The 19,772-nt window shown below is 54.2% G+C and carries 17 protein-coding genes; 16 read left to right on the top strand and 1 reads right to left on the bottom strand.

Going from position 1 to position 19,772, the window contains the following annotated elements:
- The first annotated feature begins 13 nt into the window (after positions 1–13).
- Together EI42_RS07355 and EI42_RS07350 are read left to right on the top strand one after the other, a co-directional pair.
- A complete protein-coding gene (locus EI42_RS07355; protein WP_111320413.1) occupies positions 14–1,780 on the top strand; it encodes a protein kinase domain-containing protein in 1,767 nt (588 codons plus the stop codon).
- A gap of 94 nt (positions 1,781–1,874) precedes the next feature.
- On the top strand, positions 1,875–2,660 hold the full coding sequence (locus tag EI42_RS07350) for a GNAT family N-acetyltransferase (RefSeq protein ID WP_111320411.1): 786 nt from the start codon (positions 1,875–1,877) through the stop codon (positions 2,658–2,660).
- Between the two features lie 82 nt (positions 2,661–2,742).
- Here the strand turns inward: EI42_RS07350 and EI42_RS07345 are convergent, their stop codons facing one another.
- The gene (locus EI42_RS07345) at positions 2,743–4,104 is read right to left on the bottom strand and encodes a serine/threonine protein kinase (RefSeq protein WP_111320409.1); all 1,362 of its coding nucleotides are present in this window, start codon (positions 4,102–4,104) and stop codon (positions 2,743–2,745) included.
- Between the two features lie 536 nt (positions 4,105–4,640).
- Here EI42_RS07345 and EI42_RS07340 point away from each other — a divergent pair.
- From EI42_RS07340 to EI42_RS07275, 14 genes are all read left to right on the top strand, one after another.
- Positions 4,641–5,867, top strand: a complete 1,227-nt coding sequence (locus EI42_RS07340) for a GAF domain-containing sensor histidine kinase (protein ID WP_111320407.1) — start codon at positions 4,641–4,643, stop codon at positions 5,865–5,867.
- Between the two features lie 149 nt (positions 5,868–6,016).
- Positions 6,017–6,409: a response regulator gene (locus tag EI42_RS07335; protein ID WP_111320405.1), complete on the top strand. Its 393-nt coding sequence runs from the start codon at positions 6,017–6,019 to the stop codon at positions 6,407–6,409.
- 257 nt (positions 6,410–6,666) lie between these two features.
- Positions 6,667–9,447, top strand: coding sequence for an aconitate hydratase AcnA (acnA, locus tag EI42_RS07330; RefSeq protein WP_111320403.1), 2,781 nt, complete (start codon positions 6,667–6,669; stop codon positions 9,445–9,447).
- A gap of 331 nt (positions 9,448–9,778) precedes the next feature.
- Positions 9,779–10,603: a phosphonate ABC transporter ATP-binding protein gene (gene phnC, locus EI42_RS07325; RefSeq protein ID WP_111320401.1), complete on the top strand. Its 825-nt coding sequence runs from the start codon at positions 9,779–9,781 to the stop codon at positions 10,601–10,603.
- 6 nt (positions 10,604–10,609) lie between these two features.
- The gene (gene phnE, locus EI42_RS07320) at positions 10,610–11,854 is read left to right on the top strand and encodes a phosphonate ABC transporter, permease protein PhnE (RefSeq protein WP_111320399.1); all 1,245 of its coding nucleotides are present in this window, start codon (positions 10,610–10,612) and stop codon (positions 11,852–11,854) included.
- 29 nt (positions 11,855–11,883) lie between these two features.
- Entirely contained in the window at positions 11,884–12,810 is a 927-nt protein-coding gene (locus tag EI42_RS07315) for a phosphate/phosphite/phosphonate ABC transporter substrate-binding protein (RefSeq protein ID WP_111320397.1), read from the top strand.
- Positions 12,811–12,861: 51 nt separating this feature from the next.
- A complete protein-coding gene (gene phnG, locus EI42_RS07310; protein ID WP_111320395.1) occupies positions 12,862–13,278 on the top strand; it encodes a phosphonate C-P lyase system protein PhnG in 417 nt (138 codons plus the stop codon).
- A gap of 4 nt (positions 13,279–13,282) precedes the next feature.
- The gene (gene phnH, locus EI42_RS07305) at positions 13,283–13,945 is read left to right on the top strand and encodes a phosphonate C-P lyase system protein PhnH (protein WP_170142429.1); all 663 of its coding nucleotides are present in this window, start codon (positions 13,283–13,285) and stop codon (positions 13,943–13,945) included.
- Positions 13,942–15,165 (top strand): carbon-phosphorus lyase complex subunit PhnI, encoded by a 1,224-nt coding sequence (locus EI42_RS07300; RefSeq protein WP_111320391.1) that lies wholly within the window; start codon positions 13,942–13,944, stop codon positions 15,163–15,165. The genes phnH and EI42_RS07300 overlap by 4 nt, the downstream gene beginning before the upstream one ends.
- A 16-nt stretch (positions 15,166–15,181) precedes the next feature.
- A complete protein-coding gene (locus EI42_RS07295) occupies positions 15,182–16,066 on the top strand; it encodes an alpha-D-ribose 1-methylphosphonate 5-phosphate C-P-lyase PhnJ (protein ID WP_111320389.1) in 885 nt (294 codons plus the stop codon).
- A 4-nt stretch (positions 16,067–16,070) separates the two neighbouring features.
- Positions 16,071–16,925: an ATP-binding cassette domain-containing protein gene (locus EI42_RS07290; protein WP_111320387.1), complete on the top strand. Its 855-nt coding sequence runs from the start codon at positions 16,071–16,073 to the stop codon at positions 16,923–16,925.
- Between the two features lie 21 nt (positions 16,926–16,946).
- Positions 16,947–17,672 (top strand): phosphonate C-P lyase system protein PhnL, encoded by a 726-nt coding sequence (locus tag EI42_RS07285; RefSeq protein WP_111320385.1) that lies wholly within the window; start codon positions 16,947–16,949, stop codon positions 17,670–17,672.
- A 3-nt stretch (positions 17,673–17,675) separates the two neighbouring features.
- A complete protein-coding gene (phnM, locus tag EI42_RS07280) occupies positions 17,676–18,836 on the top strand; it encodes a phosphonate metabolism protein PhnM (protein ID WP_111320383.1) in 1,161 nt (386 codons plus the stop codon).
- Positions 18,837–18,929: 93 nt separating this feature from the next.
- The gene (locus tag EI42_RS07275) at positions 18,930–19,766 is read left to right on the top strand and encodes a nucleotidyl transferase family protein (RefSeq protein ID WP_111320381.1); all 837 of its coding nucleotides are present in this window, start codon (positions 18,930–18,932) and stop codon (positions 19,764–19,766) included.
- Positions 19,767–19,772 lie beyond the last annotated feature (6 nt).

The raw sequence follows: 19,772 nt of genomic DNA, 5'->3' as shown, positions 1-19,772 counted from the left end.
CCTGGAGGAGGGAATGCGACGCTGCGCAGATCAGGTAGACTGCGGTTATGATAATCGGGACAGCGACTTATTTTGTCGTGCCTGCGCACTGCCTTTAATTCATACGATGCTGGCGGGACGCTACCGCGTGGATGCCTTAATCAGCAAAGGCGGTTACGCGGCGGTCTTTCGTGGTGTAGATCGCCACCTCTCCCGCTACATCGGAATTAAGGTTCTGCTACCCAGCAAGACAACGCATACCGAGCACGAGCATTTTTTGCGTGAAGCACGTATCGCTGCGACTCTGGATCACCCGAATATTGCTCCTGTCCTTGATTATGGCCGCGATGGTCCCAGTGTTTTTCTGGTTATGCCACTCTATACGGCTGGCTCCCTGCGTACCCGGCTGGCTCAGGCCAATGGCCCCCTGCCATTTCAGGAAGCGGTGAGCAACTTTCATCAGCTTGCCAGCGCTTTACATTACGCACATACACGGCCACGTCCCGTCATCCATCGCGATATCAAGCCTGAGAATATCCTGGTCCATCAGGATGATCATCGCCTGGTTATCACCGATTTCGGGATCGCTCGCCTGCTGGAACCAGGAGCCCGCTTCGGCAAAACCGTTACCGTACGAGGCACGGTTGGCTATATGGCACCCGAACAAACAAGCGGCGTGGTCGACCCACGCAGCGATCAATATGGATGCGCCATCGTGCTTTATGAGATGTTGACAGGCTATCACCCGCTCGATCCAGTCAGCGGCTCTGTGCCTCCTGCTTCTTCGCTCAATCCAGAGCTCCCGTCAGCTTTGGATCACGTCATTATGCGTGCATTGGCGACGAATCCCGAGCACCGCTATGCCGATATGGTCGAATTTATTCAGGCTTTCGACCAGGCATGTCAGCCTGGCAATCATACGCCCGTGACCACACCACCGCTCTCCTCGGACTCGTATCCAATCATGCCCAGAAGCACAAACTCGACAAACCCGTCTCTCCCTTCGGTGTCTTCCTCCACCGGCAAGCAGGGCATTGTGCAGGATGTCCAAACATCGCGGGTCAAAATCAGGAGCACCGGAGCTGCACGTGATAAGTGTCGCGAGGGTGATCATTATCTGAAGCAGCACCAGTATTCGCAGGCGCTCCATGCCTATGAGGAAGCTCTGGAAATGGACCCCCGCAACTTTCACGCATGGAACGGCAAAGGTACCGCCCATTATAATCAGGGAAACTACCGCAAAGCGCTTGACGCTTACCTTCAGGCCACCGAAATCGAACCTGATAATGTGGTCGTCTGGGTCAGCGCGGGTCTGGCACTCCTGCGATTACAGCGCTATCAACAGGCGCTGGTTCACTTTGAACGCGCTCTGGCAATTGATCCCTGCTATGTGGCAGCCTGGAACGGCAAAGCGGATGCACAGCTTGATATGAATATGCCTGAAGAAGCTGTTGCATCCTATGAGCAGGCGCTGCACTGTGATGCTCGCAGTTTTCAGGCCTGGAACGGGCTGGGAAATGCCCGTGCCTGTCTGTTTGATTACAGTGGAGCTGTCGATGCATATACACAGGCGCTTCTGATTAACTCTCGCAGCGCTGTTGCCTGGTGTAACAAAGCAGAAGCGCTGCTCAGGCTCGGCCATAATAAAGCGGCACTGGATGCCCTCAACGAGGCAACCGAAATGGACAAGGGCTATACTCGCGCCTGGGAGCTCAAAGCCAACGTATATGAAGCCCTGGGTAATGTGCACGAGGCCCAGAAATCCCGCAAACGGGCACGTCCCTGGAATCTCAAGCCATAAACGCTCAACAAAAGATCCATTTTGCTTGATCGCCCACTTATGGCTGCGATTCCTGCTGCCCATTTTATTCTTTCTAAAAGGAACATACGCTCAAATGGTGACCCTTTCTCTACCCGACAAAGAGCAAATCGAGGCTTTTTTGCGCAAAAACATTTATCTTCATCTCTACGAACTCGGCGACATGGATGATTTTTTCTGGCCCTATACCCGCTGGTATACCCTGGAAGAAGACCAGACGATTAAGCAGGTTATCATGCTCTATACAGCCTTTGATCCCCCTGTTATGCTGGCCCTGACCGATGATATCACCGGTATGCAGGCATTGCTTCGCTCATCTCAGTTACCGAACCAGATTTTCGCTCATCTGAGCCTCGGTCTGCGCGAAACCCTGGAAGAGACCTATACTGCAACATCCTACGGTACACACTATAAGATGGCCTGGACCAATCCTTCAGCCTGCAACACGATCGATACCACAGATGTCGCCCATCTCTCACAAAGCGATCTCCCCGCACTGGAGGCGCTGTATACTCAGGGCTATCCCGATAACGCCTTTGATCCGCGCATCCTCGAAACCGGGCAGTGCTACGGGATCTACCATCCGACCCACCCGGGAAAACTGATCTGCGCGGCAAGCGTCCATGTCTATTCGGAATACTATCAGGTGGCCTCGCTTGGCAATGTTGTGACGCACCCGGAATGGAGAGGAAAAGGTCTGGCAACCCGAACCTGTGCGCGGCTCTGCCGTTCGCTACAGCAACATATCCGGCATATTGGCCTCAATGTCAAAGCCAATAACGCAAGCGCAATCCGCTGTTATCAGCGACTCGGTTTCCAGACAGTAGCAGAATTTGAAGAGGTGCTCTTAACCCATAAGTAGCCAAAGGGGAGAGAGACCAGAAGCGCCCTTTCAACTGTGCCTTTACCATAAAGCGTGGATTTCTTCTTCGGCCTCTCTCCCTCTAGCGGGCATGCCCGAGCAGAAGCATCGTCAGCAACATACCAATCGTCAGGAGGAGCAAGAAAACCAGACCGATCACGATCGCGCCAAAAATCGTTGATTGCTGTAGCAGATAAAGAGGAATCGTTTTAAACTGCATACTCGCAGCCACCAGCGTCGAGAACGAGGTGCGACTTTGCATCTGGATCTTTTTGCGCGGCTGCGTCTTCTCCTCGCTCGGTTCTTCCAGGGCAGGATGGACCGTTGCCGCCGCAAGGGAAGGCAGGGAGCCACCTTGCTTTGCAGTTCCCACTACCTTTTCTATCGGTGATACCGGCAATGTGGTATCCTCCCGCTGGAGGAAACGCTTCCCCCCTTCGCGCGACTTCGCCTGACCACGAAACTCTTTTTTCTCCGCGTTTTTTTTCTTGCGATTTTCCCGTAATACCTCGTCATAGGCTTGTGCAAATGCCATAATGTTAGGGTAACGTTGCTCAGGCTTTTTCGCCAGTGCCCGCAGAAAGACTGCATCGAGTTCCTGGGGGAGTGAAGGATTGTAAACACTTGGGGGTGTCGGCGGCGTATGATGATGGTGATGCAGAAGCTGAGAGGCCGTCCCCTCAAATACCGCCCTCCCTGTCATCAACTGATAGATCATAACTGCCAGCGCATACTGATCCGCCGATGGGCCCACATGCACCGAGGTTGCCAGTGATGGATCATCAAACTGCTCCGGAGCCATATACAGCGGTGTCCCCACCGAACGATGCATCGACCGCCCGTGTCGATAGAATGCCGCAAGGCCAAAATCCGCTAATAGCAGTTTTGGTCTGCCATGCGGAAAGATATGTGCCAGATGGGCATATTCGTCATTTTTGGGCACATTCTTTTCGACACGAATCAGAAAATTTGTGGGCTTGATATCGCGATGAATAATCCCGTGATCATGAGCATATTGAAGGGCCGTAGCCGCCTGCACCAGATAATATCCCGCCTCTTCAGCCGAGATAGGCCAGCTAAAGCCATACTGCTGCGTGCGCCGCTGGAGCCAGCTCCACAGTGAGCCATCCGATAGATACGGCATCACCAGATAGGTAATAGTCGGGCCGTCCGGCTCAAGCACTTCATCCCCGAAATGATAGAGGGGTAAAATATTCTCATGATCAAGCTCGGCAACGGCGCGGGCTTCACGCTCAAAGCGCACAGCCGCCTGTTTTCCTTCGGGAGTATTGGGAACCGCGCGTAGGTCTCCACACACAACCTTGATCGCGACTTTCCTACCAATCCGTGCATGTTGCGCCAGATAGATATCTCCCATACCGCCACTCTCGACGAGACGTATCAACCGGTATCCGCCAAGATTTTTCCCCACCAGCATATTCATCCGCAACTTCCCTCAAGACAAAAATAGAAGAGCATGTTCTGCATACTCTCTTCAGAACTTTTTCTACACACAGTATACATTCGCCTTAAGATGATCTCGAAAAACTGAGAAAAAGGTGCTACATATAACGCAAAAATTTACAACACCATATATATAGAATAGATGAATCGATGTTTGAGACATTGAGATATTTAATTGATGCCCATATGCGGCTACACAGGAAAACGGCGAGCAACGGGCAGGGCAAGCCCATACTGTTTCAGGATTGAAGCCGGCTGCGAAGCGAGCTGATCCGTTCCCTCCTTCAACAAGCTGGAATCAGGCATACCCATCTCCTCGCTCTGCCTCATTCAACTAAGAGAGGAGAAGAGCGCGAAGACGTGAAGTAAGAGAGGTACCCGCATTCAGGTTTCATTCAACTAAAGCTTCAATCGGGGGACGCAGCCCAGCCGAACAATACCGCCCGCTTGTTGGACTTCTTCCTATACTGACTGGTATGGAAGTTTCTATCTGTGGCAGTCAGGAGGTGTTGAACGATGCTCAATCATCGTCGTTTCGCGGGCATCGTCTATTCGGTGCAGGCTTTGCTGAATTGCTCAGATACCAGCTTGATACTGGCATGTCACGATGCCACGCTGCGTCATCCTCTCTTACAACGGCTTCCTTTCTATCTCCATCAGGAGCTCTCTTTTTTCAGTGTAACGCATACCGAATACCTGCTGCATGATAGCCGTATTCAGTCTCTATGCGATATTGCCCTACAGACTGGGCATATCTGGTACTACAGGCACACTCAGAGAGACGCAATGCTTGCCGCTCCGCTTGAGCGCCCACAAGGGCTCCTCGGAGTCCTGCTCTGCTCTCGAAAAGAGCCTTTCACACCCGGAGATTTTCGGCTGCTACAGCAGACGCTTCCCCGGTTCAGTCAAGATGTGGAACGAAGCCTTGAGGAACTCAGCTCGTCGCTTTTCCTATCTGAACAATCCTCGATACAGGATCAGTATGAGTTTCTTTCGCTTGTCTGCCATGAGTTGCGACGCCCATTGACTACGATCAAGGGCTATACAGGACTGTTACAGAGCTGTGATGAAGCGATCGAAAGCGCCCGGCGTCAGCGCTACCTTCAGGCTATTCTCACCGCGATTCAGCATCTCGAAGCCGCCATGAATGATCTGTTCGATATCTCCTGTCTCACAAGTGGGCGGTTCACACTGCACTGCCAATGGATCGATCTTGTATCCCTATGCACCGAACTGATTGAGCAGGAGCAGGAGAGAATCGAGGAGGCACGTCCCGGCTGCTATACACTCCGTCTGCATGTCGAGACGCCTCTACCGCCCATCTGGGCTGACCCGCATCGCGTGCGCCAGATTCTCGCCAATATTCTGGATAACGCGATTAAATATTCGCCACAAGGTGGGCTCATTGAGATGTTGCTTCAACAGCAGGCAATCCCAAAGCAGCCACCGCGCATCAATATCACTGTGCGCGATCATGGGATCGGCATTACGCCTCGCCAGCAACGAACGCTCTTTCAACCCTTCTCCCGGCTCCACCATCCCGCGACCAGCCAGGTGAGCGGGCTTGGCCTCGGGCTCTACCTCTCACGCAAGCTTGCCGAAGCCATGCAGGGACAACTTGTGCTTCAGAGTGTCGAAGGGAAGGGAACTAACGTCACCCTACAGCTTCCAATCGCCCCGACGGCAAGACAAAACGACCTGCCATCCTCAACTACTTGCGAAATAAGGCACAGTTTGTTATAGTGTCGACAGAGCATATTTTCTAGCATTGATATCCACCTATTTCGGTAAGGAGCAAAACGGATTACAGGAAAGATTCCTTTCCTTTACAGCCGGAACTGCTTCAACAGAACAAACAACACAAGAAAAAAGAGCAAAAGAAGGGGAGCGCTATGCACGTAGGGTTGCTGGAGGATGATCTTGCAATACAAGAGATGGTCATGCTTGTTTTGCAGGACGAAGGTTACACTGTCACCGTTTTCGCCGAGGCTGAGCAATGTCTGGAGGCGTTGGGTGTCACCACGCCACAGCCGCAAGTCTCTCCTGTGGATGTTATGATCATTGACTGGCGCTTGAATGGGTCTATGTCTGGTATCGAAGTGATCCGCCGGATCAGAAGCTGTCCACACCTGCAATCCCTCCCGATTATTTTGACAACAGCGGCAACATTCACCGATACCGAAGAGCTACAGAACCTGAACGTCTCCCTGCTCGAAAAACCGTTTTCTGTGGATGAAATTATCATGCTCATCAAACAGAAAACCGGGACGCTCCCATCTTCATGACCACCCACGTCAGGCGACATCAGCGGCTCTCGATCGTGCTGTTTTTCCCTCCCGAAACTAAAGTGCAGTAAATGGCAGGACAGTCAGATAGTAAAACGAACGCTACTACGGTTGTCTTCATTTCCCGGCGCTGTAGTATAATAAACCTGAGAAACGACAATGAGTATAAGGGTTGACTTTTATGAAACCACGTCTTATTGCATTGAGCCATAGACGGTCACCCTTCCCCAAATACACTCCATCAAAGGATAGGTCTTATGACTGCATACAATGACGTATTTGGCGCACGCACCCGGTTGGATGGTGCATTCGGAACTGTGCATTACTACCGGCTGGATAGCGTTTTAAAACGGGGTGTCGATACACTTGAACGACTCCCCTTTACTGTGCGCATCATACTGGAAAATCTGCTTCGCAATGCAGATGGCGAGCTGATCCGCGAAGATGATATCCTCTCCCTTGCCCGCTGGCGACCGGGGCAAGCCGCAAGCAGCAATGCAGAATATCCCTTCCTGCCCGGACGTGTTCTGATGCAGGACTTTACCGGCGTCCCGGCAGTAGCCGATCTGGCCGCCATGCGTTCTGCTGTTGCTCGCATGGGAGGAGATCCCAAAAAGATCAACCCGCTGGTTCCCGCAGATCTGGTCATTGACCATTCAGTGCAAGTCGATGTCTTTGGAACTACCAATGCATTTCAATTTAACGTTGAACGCGAATACGAGCGTAACAAAGAGCGCTATGCACTGCTTCGCTGGGCTCAGCAGGCGTTCAGCAATTTCCGTGTCGTCCCTCCTGGAACCGGTATCGTCCATCAGGTCAACCTGGAATATCTGGCCTCTGTTGTCATGACCAAAGAAGAGAACGGAGAGAAAGTCGCCTTCCCTGATACGCTGGTTGGAACTGACTCGCACACGACGATGGTCAATGGTCTGGGTGTTCTTGGTTGGGGCGTTGGTGGCATCGAGGCCGAGGCGGTTCTGCTTGGTCAGCCGCTCTATCTCCTCACCCCTGAGGTTATCGGTATGCGCCTCACCGGCTCCTTGCCCGAAGGCACGACCGCGACCGACCTTGTGCTGACCGTTACCCAGATGCTTCGCAAGCGCGGTGTGGTCGGTAAATTCGTGGAGTTCACAGGCCCGGGCCTCAGCCAGCTAGCCCTTGCAGACCGTGCAACCATCTCCAATATGTCGCCAGAGTTTGGTGCAACCGCAACCCTCTTCCCGGTCGATGCCGAAACCCTGCGCTATCTGCGTGCAACTGGTCGCTCCCCCGAACTGGTAGAGCTGATCGAGCGCTACACAAAGGAACAGGGTCTCTTCCGCACCGACGATATGGTCGAGCCAGAGTTTGATGATCTGCTTGAACTCGATCTCAGCACGATTGTCCCCAGTCTGGCTGGTCCGCGGCGTCCGCAGGATCGCGTGCTGATGAGCGAACTGGGTAAGACCTTCCGTACCGCCTATGCCGATCGCTTCTCGGGTTCCACCCCATCTACTGAGACAGCACAAGGCCAGACCGCAACGGCAACCGCGCAGAAGGGAGCCGCCGTTCTGGTAAAGGAAGAGAACAGGCCCGAAAGCGTTGAGATTGAGGTAGACGGTCAGAAAGTCACCCTGCAACATGGCTCCGTGGCTATTGCGGCCATTACAAGCTGTACCAACACCTCGAACCCCTCTGTCATGGTTGCCGCGGGCCTGGTGGCAAAAAAGGCAGTGGAAAAAGGGCTCAAAGTCAATCCCGCGGTCAAGACCAGCCTCGCACCGGGCTCTCGCGCCGTGATTGACTACCTGAAGAATGCAAACCTGCTGCCCTATCTGGAACAGCTCCGCTTTAATCTTGTGGGCTATGGCTGCACAACCTGTATCGGTAATAGTGGCCCACTGCCTGAGCCCGTTGCACAGGCCATTCAGGACAATGACCTCGTCGTCGCCTCGGTGCTCAGCGGGAACCGCAACTTTGAGGGCCGCATTCATCCGCAGGTCCGAGCCAGCTTCCTTGCATCGCCCCCCCTGGTCGTTGCCTATGCCCTGGCTGGAACTGTCGATATCGACCTGACAAAAGAGCCACTGGGAGTCAACGACAAAGGCGAAGAGGTCTACCTGCGCGATATCTGGCCAACACAGCAGGAGATTCAGAGTATCGTCACAAAAACGGTGACACCGGAAGTCTTTGCAGAGAACTATGCACACGTCTTTGAGGGTGACGAACACTGGCAGGCGCTCAGTAATTCAACCGGCACGCTCTTCGAGTGGGACCCCGAATCCACCTATGTGCGCGAACCGCCTTTCTTCCAGGGGATGGCAAACGAGCCCGCTCCGGTCAAAAATATCAGGGGGGCTCGTGTTCTGGCGATGCTCGACGATTCGATCACGACCGACCATATCTCACCTGCGGGTAGCTTTGCTGCCAACAGCCCGGCTGGTCAATATCTGATCGAGCATGGCGTCCAGCGCCGCGACTTCAACACCTACGGTGCACGCCGTGGTAACCATGAAGTGATGGTGCGCGGCACCTTCGGCAATATTCGTCTGCGCAACCGTCTGGTCCCGGGCAAAGAGGGCTACTACACCGTCCATCTGCCGTCTGGCGAAGAGACCACGATCTACGACGCCTCGATGCGCTATCAGCAAGAGGGTACGCCGCTGATCGTTGTGGCAGGCAAGGAATACGGTTCCGGTAGCTCCCGTGACTGGGCCGCGAAAGGTCCCTTGCTGCTCGGTATTCATGCCGTGATCGCAGAGAGCTTTGAGCGCATTCACCGCAGCAATCTGGTCGGTATGGGCATCCTTCCCCTTCAATTCCGCCCGGGTGACAGCAAAGAATCGCTCGGCCTGACCGGACACGAAACTTTCGACATTATGGGCATCGAGGAGGGACTGAAGCCTCGCCAGGAGGTGACCGTCAGAGCAACCCGCGAGGATGGCACGTCCTTCGAGTTCACAACTATCGCACGCCTCGATAGCCCAATCGATGTGACGTACTATAAGAATGGTGGCATCCTGCTTACTGTTCTGCGCCGCCTGATGCAGGAGGCATAGTCACTTAACATCCTGATAACAAACAGGCAGTGAAACCGGATTGGCTGACCATCTGTTAAAGATAGGTTAACAGTCCGGTTTTACCTTTTCTACAGTACCAATTACCCGCACTTCTCCTATCCCTCTGACACAGTGACTCTATTTCTTTACTGAAAGCAGAAAGGCCTCTATTTCCTGTCCTTCCCTACCCTCTCCTATCCCATTAGACTACAGGAAAAATTTAAACGATCCTTAAAGCTATGTCTACTTTCCTTTAATACTACAGTAGTATGATACAGAACAGAAAACGATTGAAGCATCAGAGCTATAGTGAAAAACAGGCGGTTTTACCTTGAGAACAAGTGCGCTTCTTGAAGTGAAAGGCCTCTCAAAAGTCTATCCAAACGGGTATGAGGCTCTCAACGACATCAGCTTCTCCGTTCGAGGAGGCGAGTTTATTTGCATTATCGGGCGCAGTGGAGCAGGCAAATCGACGCTGCTACGCTGTATTAACGGGCTCATCCCAATTTCTGGCGGAAGTATCCGTATAGACGGAACCGATATTTCCGCGTTAAACGAGAACGAAAAGCTGCTCTTACGCCGTCGGATCGGCTTTATTTTCCAGGAATTCAACCTGATCGAACGCGTCAGCGTTCTGCACAACGTTTTGACAGGACGACTTGGCTACATCAATGATTTCTGCGCGGCGATCGGCTATTTCAACCGCTCCCATCGTGAAAAGGCGCTCTGGTGTCTGCAACGCGTTAATATGGTTCAGCGGGCCAGATACCGCGCGGATCGGCTCTCAGGTGGAGAGAAACAACGTGTCGCAATCGCCCGGGCCCTGGCTCAGGAGCCCCTGATCCTGCTGGCAGATGAGCCGGTGGCAAACCTGGATATTGAGTTGACCTGGGGCATTATGGAAGACCTTCGTGCCGTCGCCCGAGAAGAGAACGTGCCCATTCTGGTGAATATCCATGATCTCGAAACAGCTAAACAATGCGCCGATCGCATCATCGGTATCGCACGCGGGCGTATTGTGTATGATGGCGCTCCCACCGGTCTGACTTCAGGCATCTTACAGGAGATCTACCAGAGCGATAGCGCGCCCGTCCGCTACACAACAACAAACAGCGAGTCACTCCTTCCCGCAACATCCGGGGTGCTCGGAGGATAAGAAACAGTGGCAATAGAACGCAATCTCAAGAGTGGGCAGGCAACCGATCCACGCCTGCAAAAGCGATACGATTTTTTCCAGCGGTTCCAGCACAGCCCGGATCGGACCCTGATTCATCCCTTACAGATACCGAAGTGGTCCCTGACACTTCCGGCGCTTCTCTGCGCCCTGGGAATCGTTCTGCTGGCGCAACATCTCATCTCTCTGGGAACATATACGGTGAACTGGACCATCGCGTTCGATCTGAACAGCGCCGTCGCGATTCTGATTCTGGTTACTGGCGCAGTCAGTATGGCCCTCAAGGCGCGCCACAACCTGAAGGAGCTCCGCAGCACACAATCGATTATCTCCCTTGTGGTGTTGCTTGCGCTGGCGGGCTTCTTCTTCGCACGAGTTCTGAATGTTGGCACCTTCACCTACACACTCCAAACGCTGGATAGCAATTTCCTTGTGAGTCTCCTCCTGGCCTGTGGTCTGGTGTTTCTGGCCTTCCGTGGGAGCAAATTCGCCAGCGGCATTCTCTTCGGGCTCTTTATCTGGTGGGGCTTCAACATTAAGGACTTTGACTGGCTGAACGCGCTTCAGGGGCTCTTCAGTAGCTCAGCCGGTGCGAAACTGGTCAAAGAGCTGCTCCCACCCGACTGGACCTATTTCGGTAATATCCTTGATGCGCTGGCTATCACCATACAGACCGCCATTGTCGCGACCATCCTGGGTGTGATTGGGGCGCTTCCACTCAGCATTCTGGCGGCCCGCAATACCAGTCCGCACCCGATTATTTACAACACCATTCGTCTGCTGATGAACGCCACCCGTGCCATTCCATCGCTTGTGATGGCGCTGCTGTTTGTCCCCTTCCTGGGATTGGGACCGGGAGCGGGCATCATGGGCCTGGGCATCCATACGATTTCCAGTCTGACCAAGCTGTATGCAGAGGCAATCGAGGCCGTAAAACCCCAACCAATTGAGGCGTTGACCTCTGTGGGCGCGAACGGCTTCAAGCGCTTCCGCTGGGGGGTGTTGCCTCAGGCCTTTCCTCTGCTTGCCAGCTATACCATCTATGCCTGGGAATCCAACGGGCGCGACTCAACCGTTGTTGCCTTTGTCGGCGGCGGCGGACTTGGCTTTCTGTTACAGGCAAATCTCAGCCTGTTTGAGTATGCAAATGTCTCGGTTATTATCATCGTCCTGGTAATCACCGTGATGCTGCTTGATAGATTGAGCGATTTTGTTCGCTCGAAAATTATTTAATTCCTTCTATTTCAGGAGATGTAAGCAATATGTCTTATAGCTCGCATAAGCCGCTCCTTTCACGGCTCGGTCTCTTTTCACTGCTCCTTGTGCTGCTCACGCTTTTCGCAGCCTGCGGAGGCGAGGCAACCGCAAGCAATCAGGATAATTCGGGCAAACCGAAGCTCAGCCTGAAAGAGCTTCGCCTGGGTCTGATCCCTTCCGAGAACGCAACTAAAATGCTTCAGGACACCACCCCGTTCGCGAAAGAGCTTGAAAAGCAACTGGGGGTTCCGGTCAAGCTCAGCGTTGCTCCGAACTATACCGCAACCATTACGGCAATGAGCGCCGGACAGCTAGATGTGGCCTGGTTTGGTCCCTTCAGCTACACACTTGCTGCCGACAAATACAATGCTGAAGCGTTTGTACAGCAGCTTCAGCCCAACGGCGACGATCACTACTATAGCTACATTGTCACCACCAAGAAGACCGGTATCAAGACAATCGCTGATCTTAAGGGGCATTCCTTCACCTATGTTGATCCCGCCTCGACCAGTGGCAATCTGGTACCGCGCTATACGATGAAGAAGAACGGGCTCGATCCCGATAAAGATGTCAAAGGCACCTTCGCAGGCGGTCATGATGCCTCGCTGCTCGCGGTGCTCGGCGGCAAAGCCGATGCAGGCGCGGTTGCCAGTGATGTCTATGCCAAGCTGCTCAAAGCGGGCAAGTTCACCGAAGATGAGGTGGTTATTGTCGCCAAAAGCGATCCCATTCCCGGAAGCCCTGTTGCCTATCGCAAAGAGCTCAGTCAGAGCGACAAGCAGCTCATTCAGCAGGCCTTCCTGAACGTGAAGGACACAAAAGCTCTGGATGCGATTGCGACCAAAGGCTTCACAACTGCAACAGACAGTAAGTTCGATCTGCTGCGCAGCATCGCCAAAGAACTTCATCTCGACGTCTCGAAACTGAAATAGTCCCGAGAGGGGGGAGCATTGTCCTGCTCCCCCCTCGCCTACGAGGAAGATATGAACTATTACGCAATTCTGGCAAATAGTCCGGAAGAAAAGGTCAATCAACTGGCAGAGCACGTACTGAAAACCTATCCGCAGAGCCATATCAAGCTTCTAAGCGGCCCCCGTCAGGGGCTGGTGATGCTCCGCGTGCGCGAAACCGTCGCCAATAGCCGCTTTAACGCCGGAGAGTTGCTTGTTACTGAGGTTCGGCTGGAACTGGACAAGCAGTTCGGCTTCGGGATGGTACTTGGTGAGAGCGCTCGTAAAGCGATGGGTATCGCGCTGATCGATGCCGCTATACGTAAAGGTGGTGCCCTGGCTGAGCAGCTCAAACAGCAGATCACAGAGCTCGACCAGCAATTGCATCATGAACGCCGCCGCCTGCAAGCCCTGGTGGCAAAGACAAAAGTCAACTTTGAGAGGATGTAACAGCATGATTGGCACCCGGCAGGATGAGCATGTACACTACAGTGCCTCGGTCTTCCGCCATATCCTTGATAGCCTGGCCCGTCCGGGCAAACTGACACAACTTCCCTATCCCCATCATCTCGGGGAACCGCCACGTACACCGAGCAGTACAATAGCCAATTTCTATGCTCTGGGCGCGCTGCTGACGCTCCTCGATCGGGAGGTCAGCTTTGCCGTGGCTGAGCACGGTGTCTGGCAATCCCGCGATACAGAGATCGTCCAATGGCTTGCCCTACGCAGCGGAGCCAGCCTTGCAGAACCTTCAGACGCACACTTTGTTCTGTTTTGCGATGGAAGCAGCGATAGTCAGCTTCTCCAACTGAATGAGGGAACACTGCTGGAGCCAGAAGAAAGCGCCACAGCGATCTATTGCGTGACCGCACTTGACACAGAGATTCCCGGCCCGATTATGCTTGAGCTTTCGGGACCGGGCATTGAAACCACACACACGGTCTCTATCACTGGCTTAGATCGGCTGGAAATCGCGCACATAGTTGCGACACGCCAGCGCTACCCTCTGGGAGTCGATATCTACCTGATTGATGAAAACGGACGCTGCCTCGGCCTACCCCGCACGACACGTCTTCGTCTGCTAGAGAGCGCCCGGCAGAAGGAGCACACACGATGAGTTATGTTGCAGTTAAAGGCGGAACCGAAGCCGTTCTGAATGCAGAAAAGCTTGTGGAATATTTCCGCTGTCGCGGTGAAAGCGAGCCCATCACCACACAGCAAATTCAGGATCAGTTGCGCATGGCCGTAGATCGAGCAATGGGAGAAGGCGCTATCTACGCTCCTGAGCTGGCCGCGCTGGCCCTCAAGCAGAGCGAGGGTGACTCGCTGGAAGCCAGCTTTCTGCTCCGCGCGTTCTGCTCAACCGTTCCCCGTATTGATTACAGTCTGCCGGTAGAAGGGGTACGAATGCGCGTTATTCGCCGTGTTTCGGCCTCGTTCAAGGACATTCCCGGCGGCCAGATTCTCGGCCCCACTCGCGATTATAACCTGCGCCTGCTGAATACACTCCTGCGCACCGAAACCCGCGAGTCCATTCGGCGCCTGCTGGAAGAGATTGAGGCTGAGATCAACGAAGATGAACTGCCCGAGAATGAGGGAATCTTTCCACGCGTGATTGATGATATGCGTGCCCGCGGTATTCTGGCCGAGCCACCACAGACCGAACTGGACGAGGCTACCGCCGAGCCCTATGATATCACCCGCAAATCGCTGATTTTCCCGATCCCGCGAAGCGCACGCCTGCAAGGCCTGGCCCGTAGCGATATGGGAAGCCTGCTGACTCTGGCTTATAGCAGCGTTCGCGGCTATGGCGATATTCACCCGGTGCTGGGCGAACTGCGCAGTGGCTACCTCCCGGTTGAGGTCGCGCACCCGCTCACAGGCGAACCGGTCGAGATCGGTGAGATTCTGGCGACCGAGTGTGAAATGGTTTCGTACGTACTGGAGAGCGAAGATGAAAATGAGCAGCAGCCCGACGTTATCGAGGCCGGGAAACCGCACTTCGGGCTTGGCTATGGCTTTGTCTTCGGTCAGTGTGAGGTCAAGGCTATGAGTATGGCGATGCTTGACCGCGCAATCACTGTAGGCAAGGAACAGAAAGCTCAGGGCCAGCTCGCCCCTGCCGCGAACGAAGAATTTGTCCTGCTGCACTCAGATGGCATCGAGGCCAGCGGCTTTACCGCGCACTTCAAGCTTCCGCACTACGTCACCTTCCAATCAGACCTCAAGGTGCTTGAGCGGGCACAGGATTTTCAGGCGGCAAAATATGCCGAGACACAGGCACAACGAACGCAAGCGACCGAGACGTTGCGTGCACAGAACGAATCACAAGCATAGAAACAGGGCCAAACGAATGCAACAAACATCTATCGACATCATGCCACGACCTGCTGAACGCGAGACCCTTTACAACTTCGGCTTTATTGATGAAGATTCCAAGCGTGAGGTGCGCCGCAAGCTCCTGAAAGCGGTTGCTACGCCCGGCCACCTGATCCCATTCGCCAGCCGTGACCTGCCAATCGCTCGGGGTTGGGGGACAGGTGGCCTGCAAATCACGCTCGCACTGGTGAAGCCAACCGATACCGTCAAGGTTATCGATCAGGGCGATGATGATAGCGTGAACGCGGTCAATCTGCGCCGCCTGATCCAGAAAACAACTGGCATCGAGTTTACCACTGATACGCTTCAGGCATCGATTATTCAGACGCGTCACCGGGTGCCCGAAGAGCCGCTTCGTGACGATCAGATCCTTGTCCTTCAGGTGCCGATGGCCGACCCTCTGCGTTGGGTCGAGCCGGTGCTTGAGCGCTCAATGGAGATGCATGCAGAAGCCGACTATGGCCATATGTGGGTCTACATGTATGAAAGCATAGTACGTCAGGGCGATGTCAACATTGCGACTCAGTATCCCGTGCTCGTCGAGGATCGCTATATCATGGATACCTCACCCATTCCGCGCTATGACGTGCCCCGCATGCATATGGCTGAAACCCTCTACCTCTTCGGAGCAGGCCGTGAGAAGCGTGTCTATGCGATTCCACCTTTTACAAAGGTCGTCCCACTTCAGTTCGAGGACTACCCCTTCACGACCGAGCATGACCCGTCACAGCACTGTGCACTTTGTGGCTCAAACGATACCTTTCTGACCAGCCAATTTGATGCCGAGCAGGGACGCTGGCTCTACTACTGCTCTGATACCAGCTTCTGTCAGAAGCGCGTACAGGCCCGGGAGGCATAGAGAAATGAAAAACTGGATCTTTAAAGCAAACAACCTGACAAAACGCTTCGGTCCCGGCTGCGCCTTCTGCAAAGATCTGACAGGAGCAGAGCGCCAGAGTAACCGCTGTCCGGTCTGCGGCACAGTCGTTGCCTGCGCCAATGCCAGTTTCGTGCTGGAACAGGGCGAAGTTCTGGGCATTGTGGGCGAGAGTGGAAGCGGCAAAAGCACGCTGCTCCAGATGGTCAACCTGAGCCTTGTCCCCGATAGCGGAGAACTGCTGTACCGCGAGGTGGACTCCAAAGGGAATCCCATCGGTGAAGGTCTCAACCTGCTAACACTGGACAAGCACGCCCGCCGCACCTTCCGCAATGAACGGCTTGGCATCGTGCATCAACGCCCCGAGCTTGGCCTGAACATGCACTTCACGGTAGGCGGCAACGTCGCCGAAAAGCTGCTGCTTGCGGGCTGGCGCAACGTCGGGACGATCCGCGAGCGCACAACTGAATTGATGCATCTGACCGAGCTCCCACCTGAGCGCATCGATGACGAGCCACGCAAGTTCAGCGGTGGTATGCTGCAACGAGTGCAGATCTCAAAAGCGCTCTCCAGCAACCCCGCAATCCTGCTTCTCGATGAGGTGACGACCGGTTTGGATCTCTCGGTGCAGGCCCGCGTGCTGGACTTGATCCGCCAAATTCAGTGGGAACTGAAGATGACCATGTTACTTGTTTCGCACGATCTAGGGGTTATCAAGCAACTTGCAAGTAAAACAATGGTTATGAAGAACGGCACCATCGTTGAGAGCGGCCTGACAGATCAAATTCTGGAAGATCCTCAACACCCATACACCCAGTTGCTGGTTTCTTCAGCGCTCTAATGTCTACAGGAAAGAGAAGCTATGGACGCAACACACCCATTACTTGAGGTTCGTAACCTGACTAAAGAATTTCATCTGCATCTCGTCGATGGACGCACCATTACTCCTTTTGCAGGGCTCTCGTTCTCGGTGCCCGAAGGCTCACTGTGCATGCTTGCAGGCAGAAGTGGCGCGGGCAAAACCACAATTCTCCGCTGTATTTATCGCACCTATTTAACCACTGCTGGCGAGATCTGGTACGACTCACAGAAGTTCGGGCGCATCGACCTTGCCACAGCCAGCGAAGAGGAGATCCTCCAACTGCGTGAACGCGAAATTGGCTTTTGCTCTCAGTTTCTCAAAGTGTTGCCACGCGTACCGGCACTGGATGTAACCGCTGAACCACTATTGAAATGCGGTTGGTCTCGCGCCGAAGCCCTGACAGAAGCAAGCCGCTGGCTCAAGCGCCTGGGTATCGAGGAAAGCCGCTGGCAGGCAAGTCCGATCACCTTCAGTGGCGGAGAGCAGCAGCGCATCAATATCGCGCGAGCCTTTATTGCCGCGCCGCGCCTGCTATTGCTCGACGAGCCAACCGCCAGTCTTGACGCCTATTCCAAATCCATCGTTCTGGATATGATCAGCGAGGCTCGCGCCGCCGGGGTGACTATCGTCGCCGTCTCGCACGATATGGCGGCTCTGCGCCCCCTTGCTGACACCATTTTCAACGTGCCAGAACATGCATCTCTGGCTGCCGTACAGGAGTCATAAGGTATGCAGCAAACGATCCTTTATAACGCCACACTGGTACTTCCCGATCGGGTCCTTCATGACGGCTGGCTTTTGCTGGAAGATACCATTATCGCCGATCTGGGGACAGGACAGCCCCCTATCGGACAGAATGGCTATCAGTATATCGACGTCCAGGGAGATCTGGTCATGCCGGGACTGATCGACCTGCATTGTGACGCAATCGAGAAGCTAGTGGAGCCACGCCCACGTGTACTCTTTGATATCCCAACCGCATTGCATGAGGCAGACTACCGCCTTGCGTGCAGCGGCATCACTACCGAGTTTCATGCTATTTCGCTGGACGATCAGGAATTCGGTGTGCGCTCTGACAGCTTTGCCCGAGATTTCGCGCGTATCCTGCAAGAGACCCGTGAGCATACACTGATTCGCCATAAGCTCCACGCACGCATTGAGCTGAGCAGCGCCCAGGCAAGCACTATTGTCGAGCAGATGCTGAACGATCAACTTGTTGATCTTGTCTCGCTGATGGATCACAGCCCGGGACAGGGCCAATATCGGACAGAGGAAGAGTTCCGCTTCTATATTGCACGTACCTCGCATCGCTCACCCACGGAGATTGATGAGCTGATCGCCCATAAACGTGAACAGGCAAAGCTCATTCCGCAACGCATTGAGCAGATCACTGCGCTTGCACGTCATGCTAAAGTGAGCCTGGCAACCCACGATGACGATACGGCCACTCGGGTTGAGGCATGGCCTGCCCTCGGTGTCAGCATCAGCGAGTTCCCTACCACCGAGGAGGCAGCTCGCCGGGCGCATGAACTGGGATTGACGGTCTGTATGGGAGCACCAAATGTAGTGCGTGGCAAGTCAAGCGGCGGCAATCTCAGCGCGACCGAGGCAACCCGGAAAGGCTATGTTGATGCCCTGTGCGCCGACTATCATCCCGCTTCAATGCTTGGCTCGGTCTTTACGCTGGCCCAGAAAGAGATACTCTCGCTTCCCGAGGCCGTAAACATGGTAACACGCAACCCGGCCCGAGCTATCGGCCAGACTCGTCTGGGCACGCTTGAACAGGGGAACATTGCCGACCTCATCCAGGTGCGACACTCTCCCTATGGCGTCCCCCGCGTTCAGCGTGTCTTTATAGATGGCAAGCTACGTATTCAGTCTACTCTGTAGCTGCTCGCTCTCGCTGTACAACCTGGAACCCGTCGCGCTGGCGGGTTCTTTTTTTCTATCGCTCGGCCTGTAAAGCTATGGTACAATAGAGGCATGAGCAAAAGAACACATCATTTTTCACAGCACACGCTTCAGCAGCTCCGACGCATGCAACGCCTGATTGATCGCCTTGACCCGGCAGGACCGCCCGCCGTCGTGTCGCTTCCCGGTTCCCCGGAACCAGAAGGCGATATCATTATCTTTTCGGGCTCATTTAATCCGCCCACTCAGGCCCACATCGCTATGCTGAAGCAGGCCCGGCTGCTATCGAGCAAGCGCCCGCTACACATCTATGCAGCCATGAACAAACAAACAACTGACAAGGAAACGGTTGACCGCCCGATCTTGCTGGATCGCTTAATGCTACTTCGAACAGTGTTACGACGGCGTTTGCCACATGCAGGTATGTTGCTCTTTAACCGGGGGCTTTATGTGGAACAGGCCGAAGCTGTACGCCAACATTTCCACAAGGTCAGACGGCTCTTTTTCCTTATGGGCTTTGACAAAATCGTACAGATCTTCGACCCGCGCTATTATCATGATCGAGATGCCGCCTTACGGGATCTCTTTCGGCTCGCAGAACTGGTTGTGGCTCCGCGTGGTGAGGCCAACAGCAATGATCTTTCGCAACTCATCCATAAGCCGGAAAACGAGCCCTTCGCTCGTTACATTCACGCGTTGCCTTTAAGCTCTCGCTATCGCGATATTTCATCAACGCAGATCCGCCAGGGAGACAGGGAGGCACTTCAGCATGTGCCCCAGGAGGTCCGCCATTTTATCGCCACTACCCGGGTGTATGCCCCTCCACTGCGCTTACGCGATGGCACCGAGCTTGATTCCTATGCTCAACGGATACGTCTGCTTCAGCGGGAGCTTCAGCAGCGCCTGTAGGTTTAC

The organism is Thermosporothrix hazakensis, from assembly GCF_003253565.1.
Taxonomy (GTDB): domain Bacteria; phylum Chloroflexota; class Ktedonobacteria; order Ktedonobacterales; family Ktedonobacteraceae; genus Thermosporothrix; species Thermosporothrix hazakensis.
This window is presented reverse-complemented; position numbering and strand designations above follow the sequence as displayed.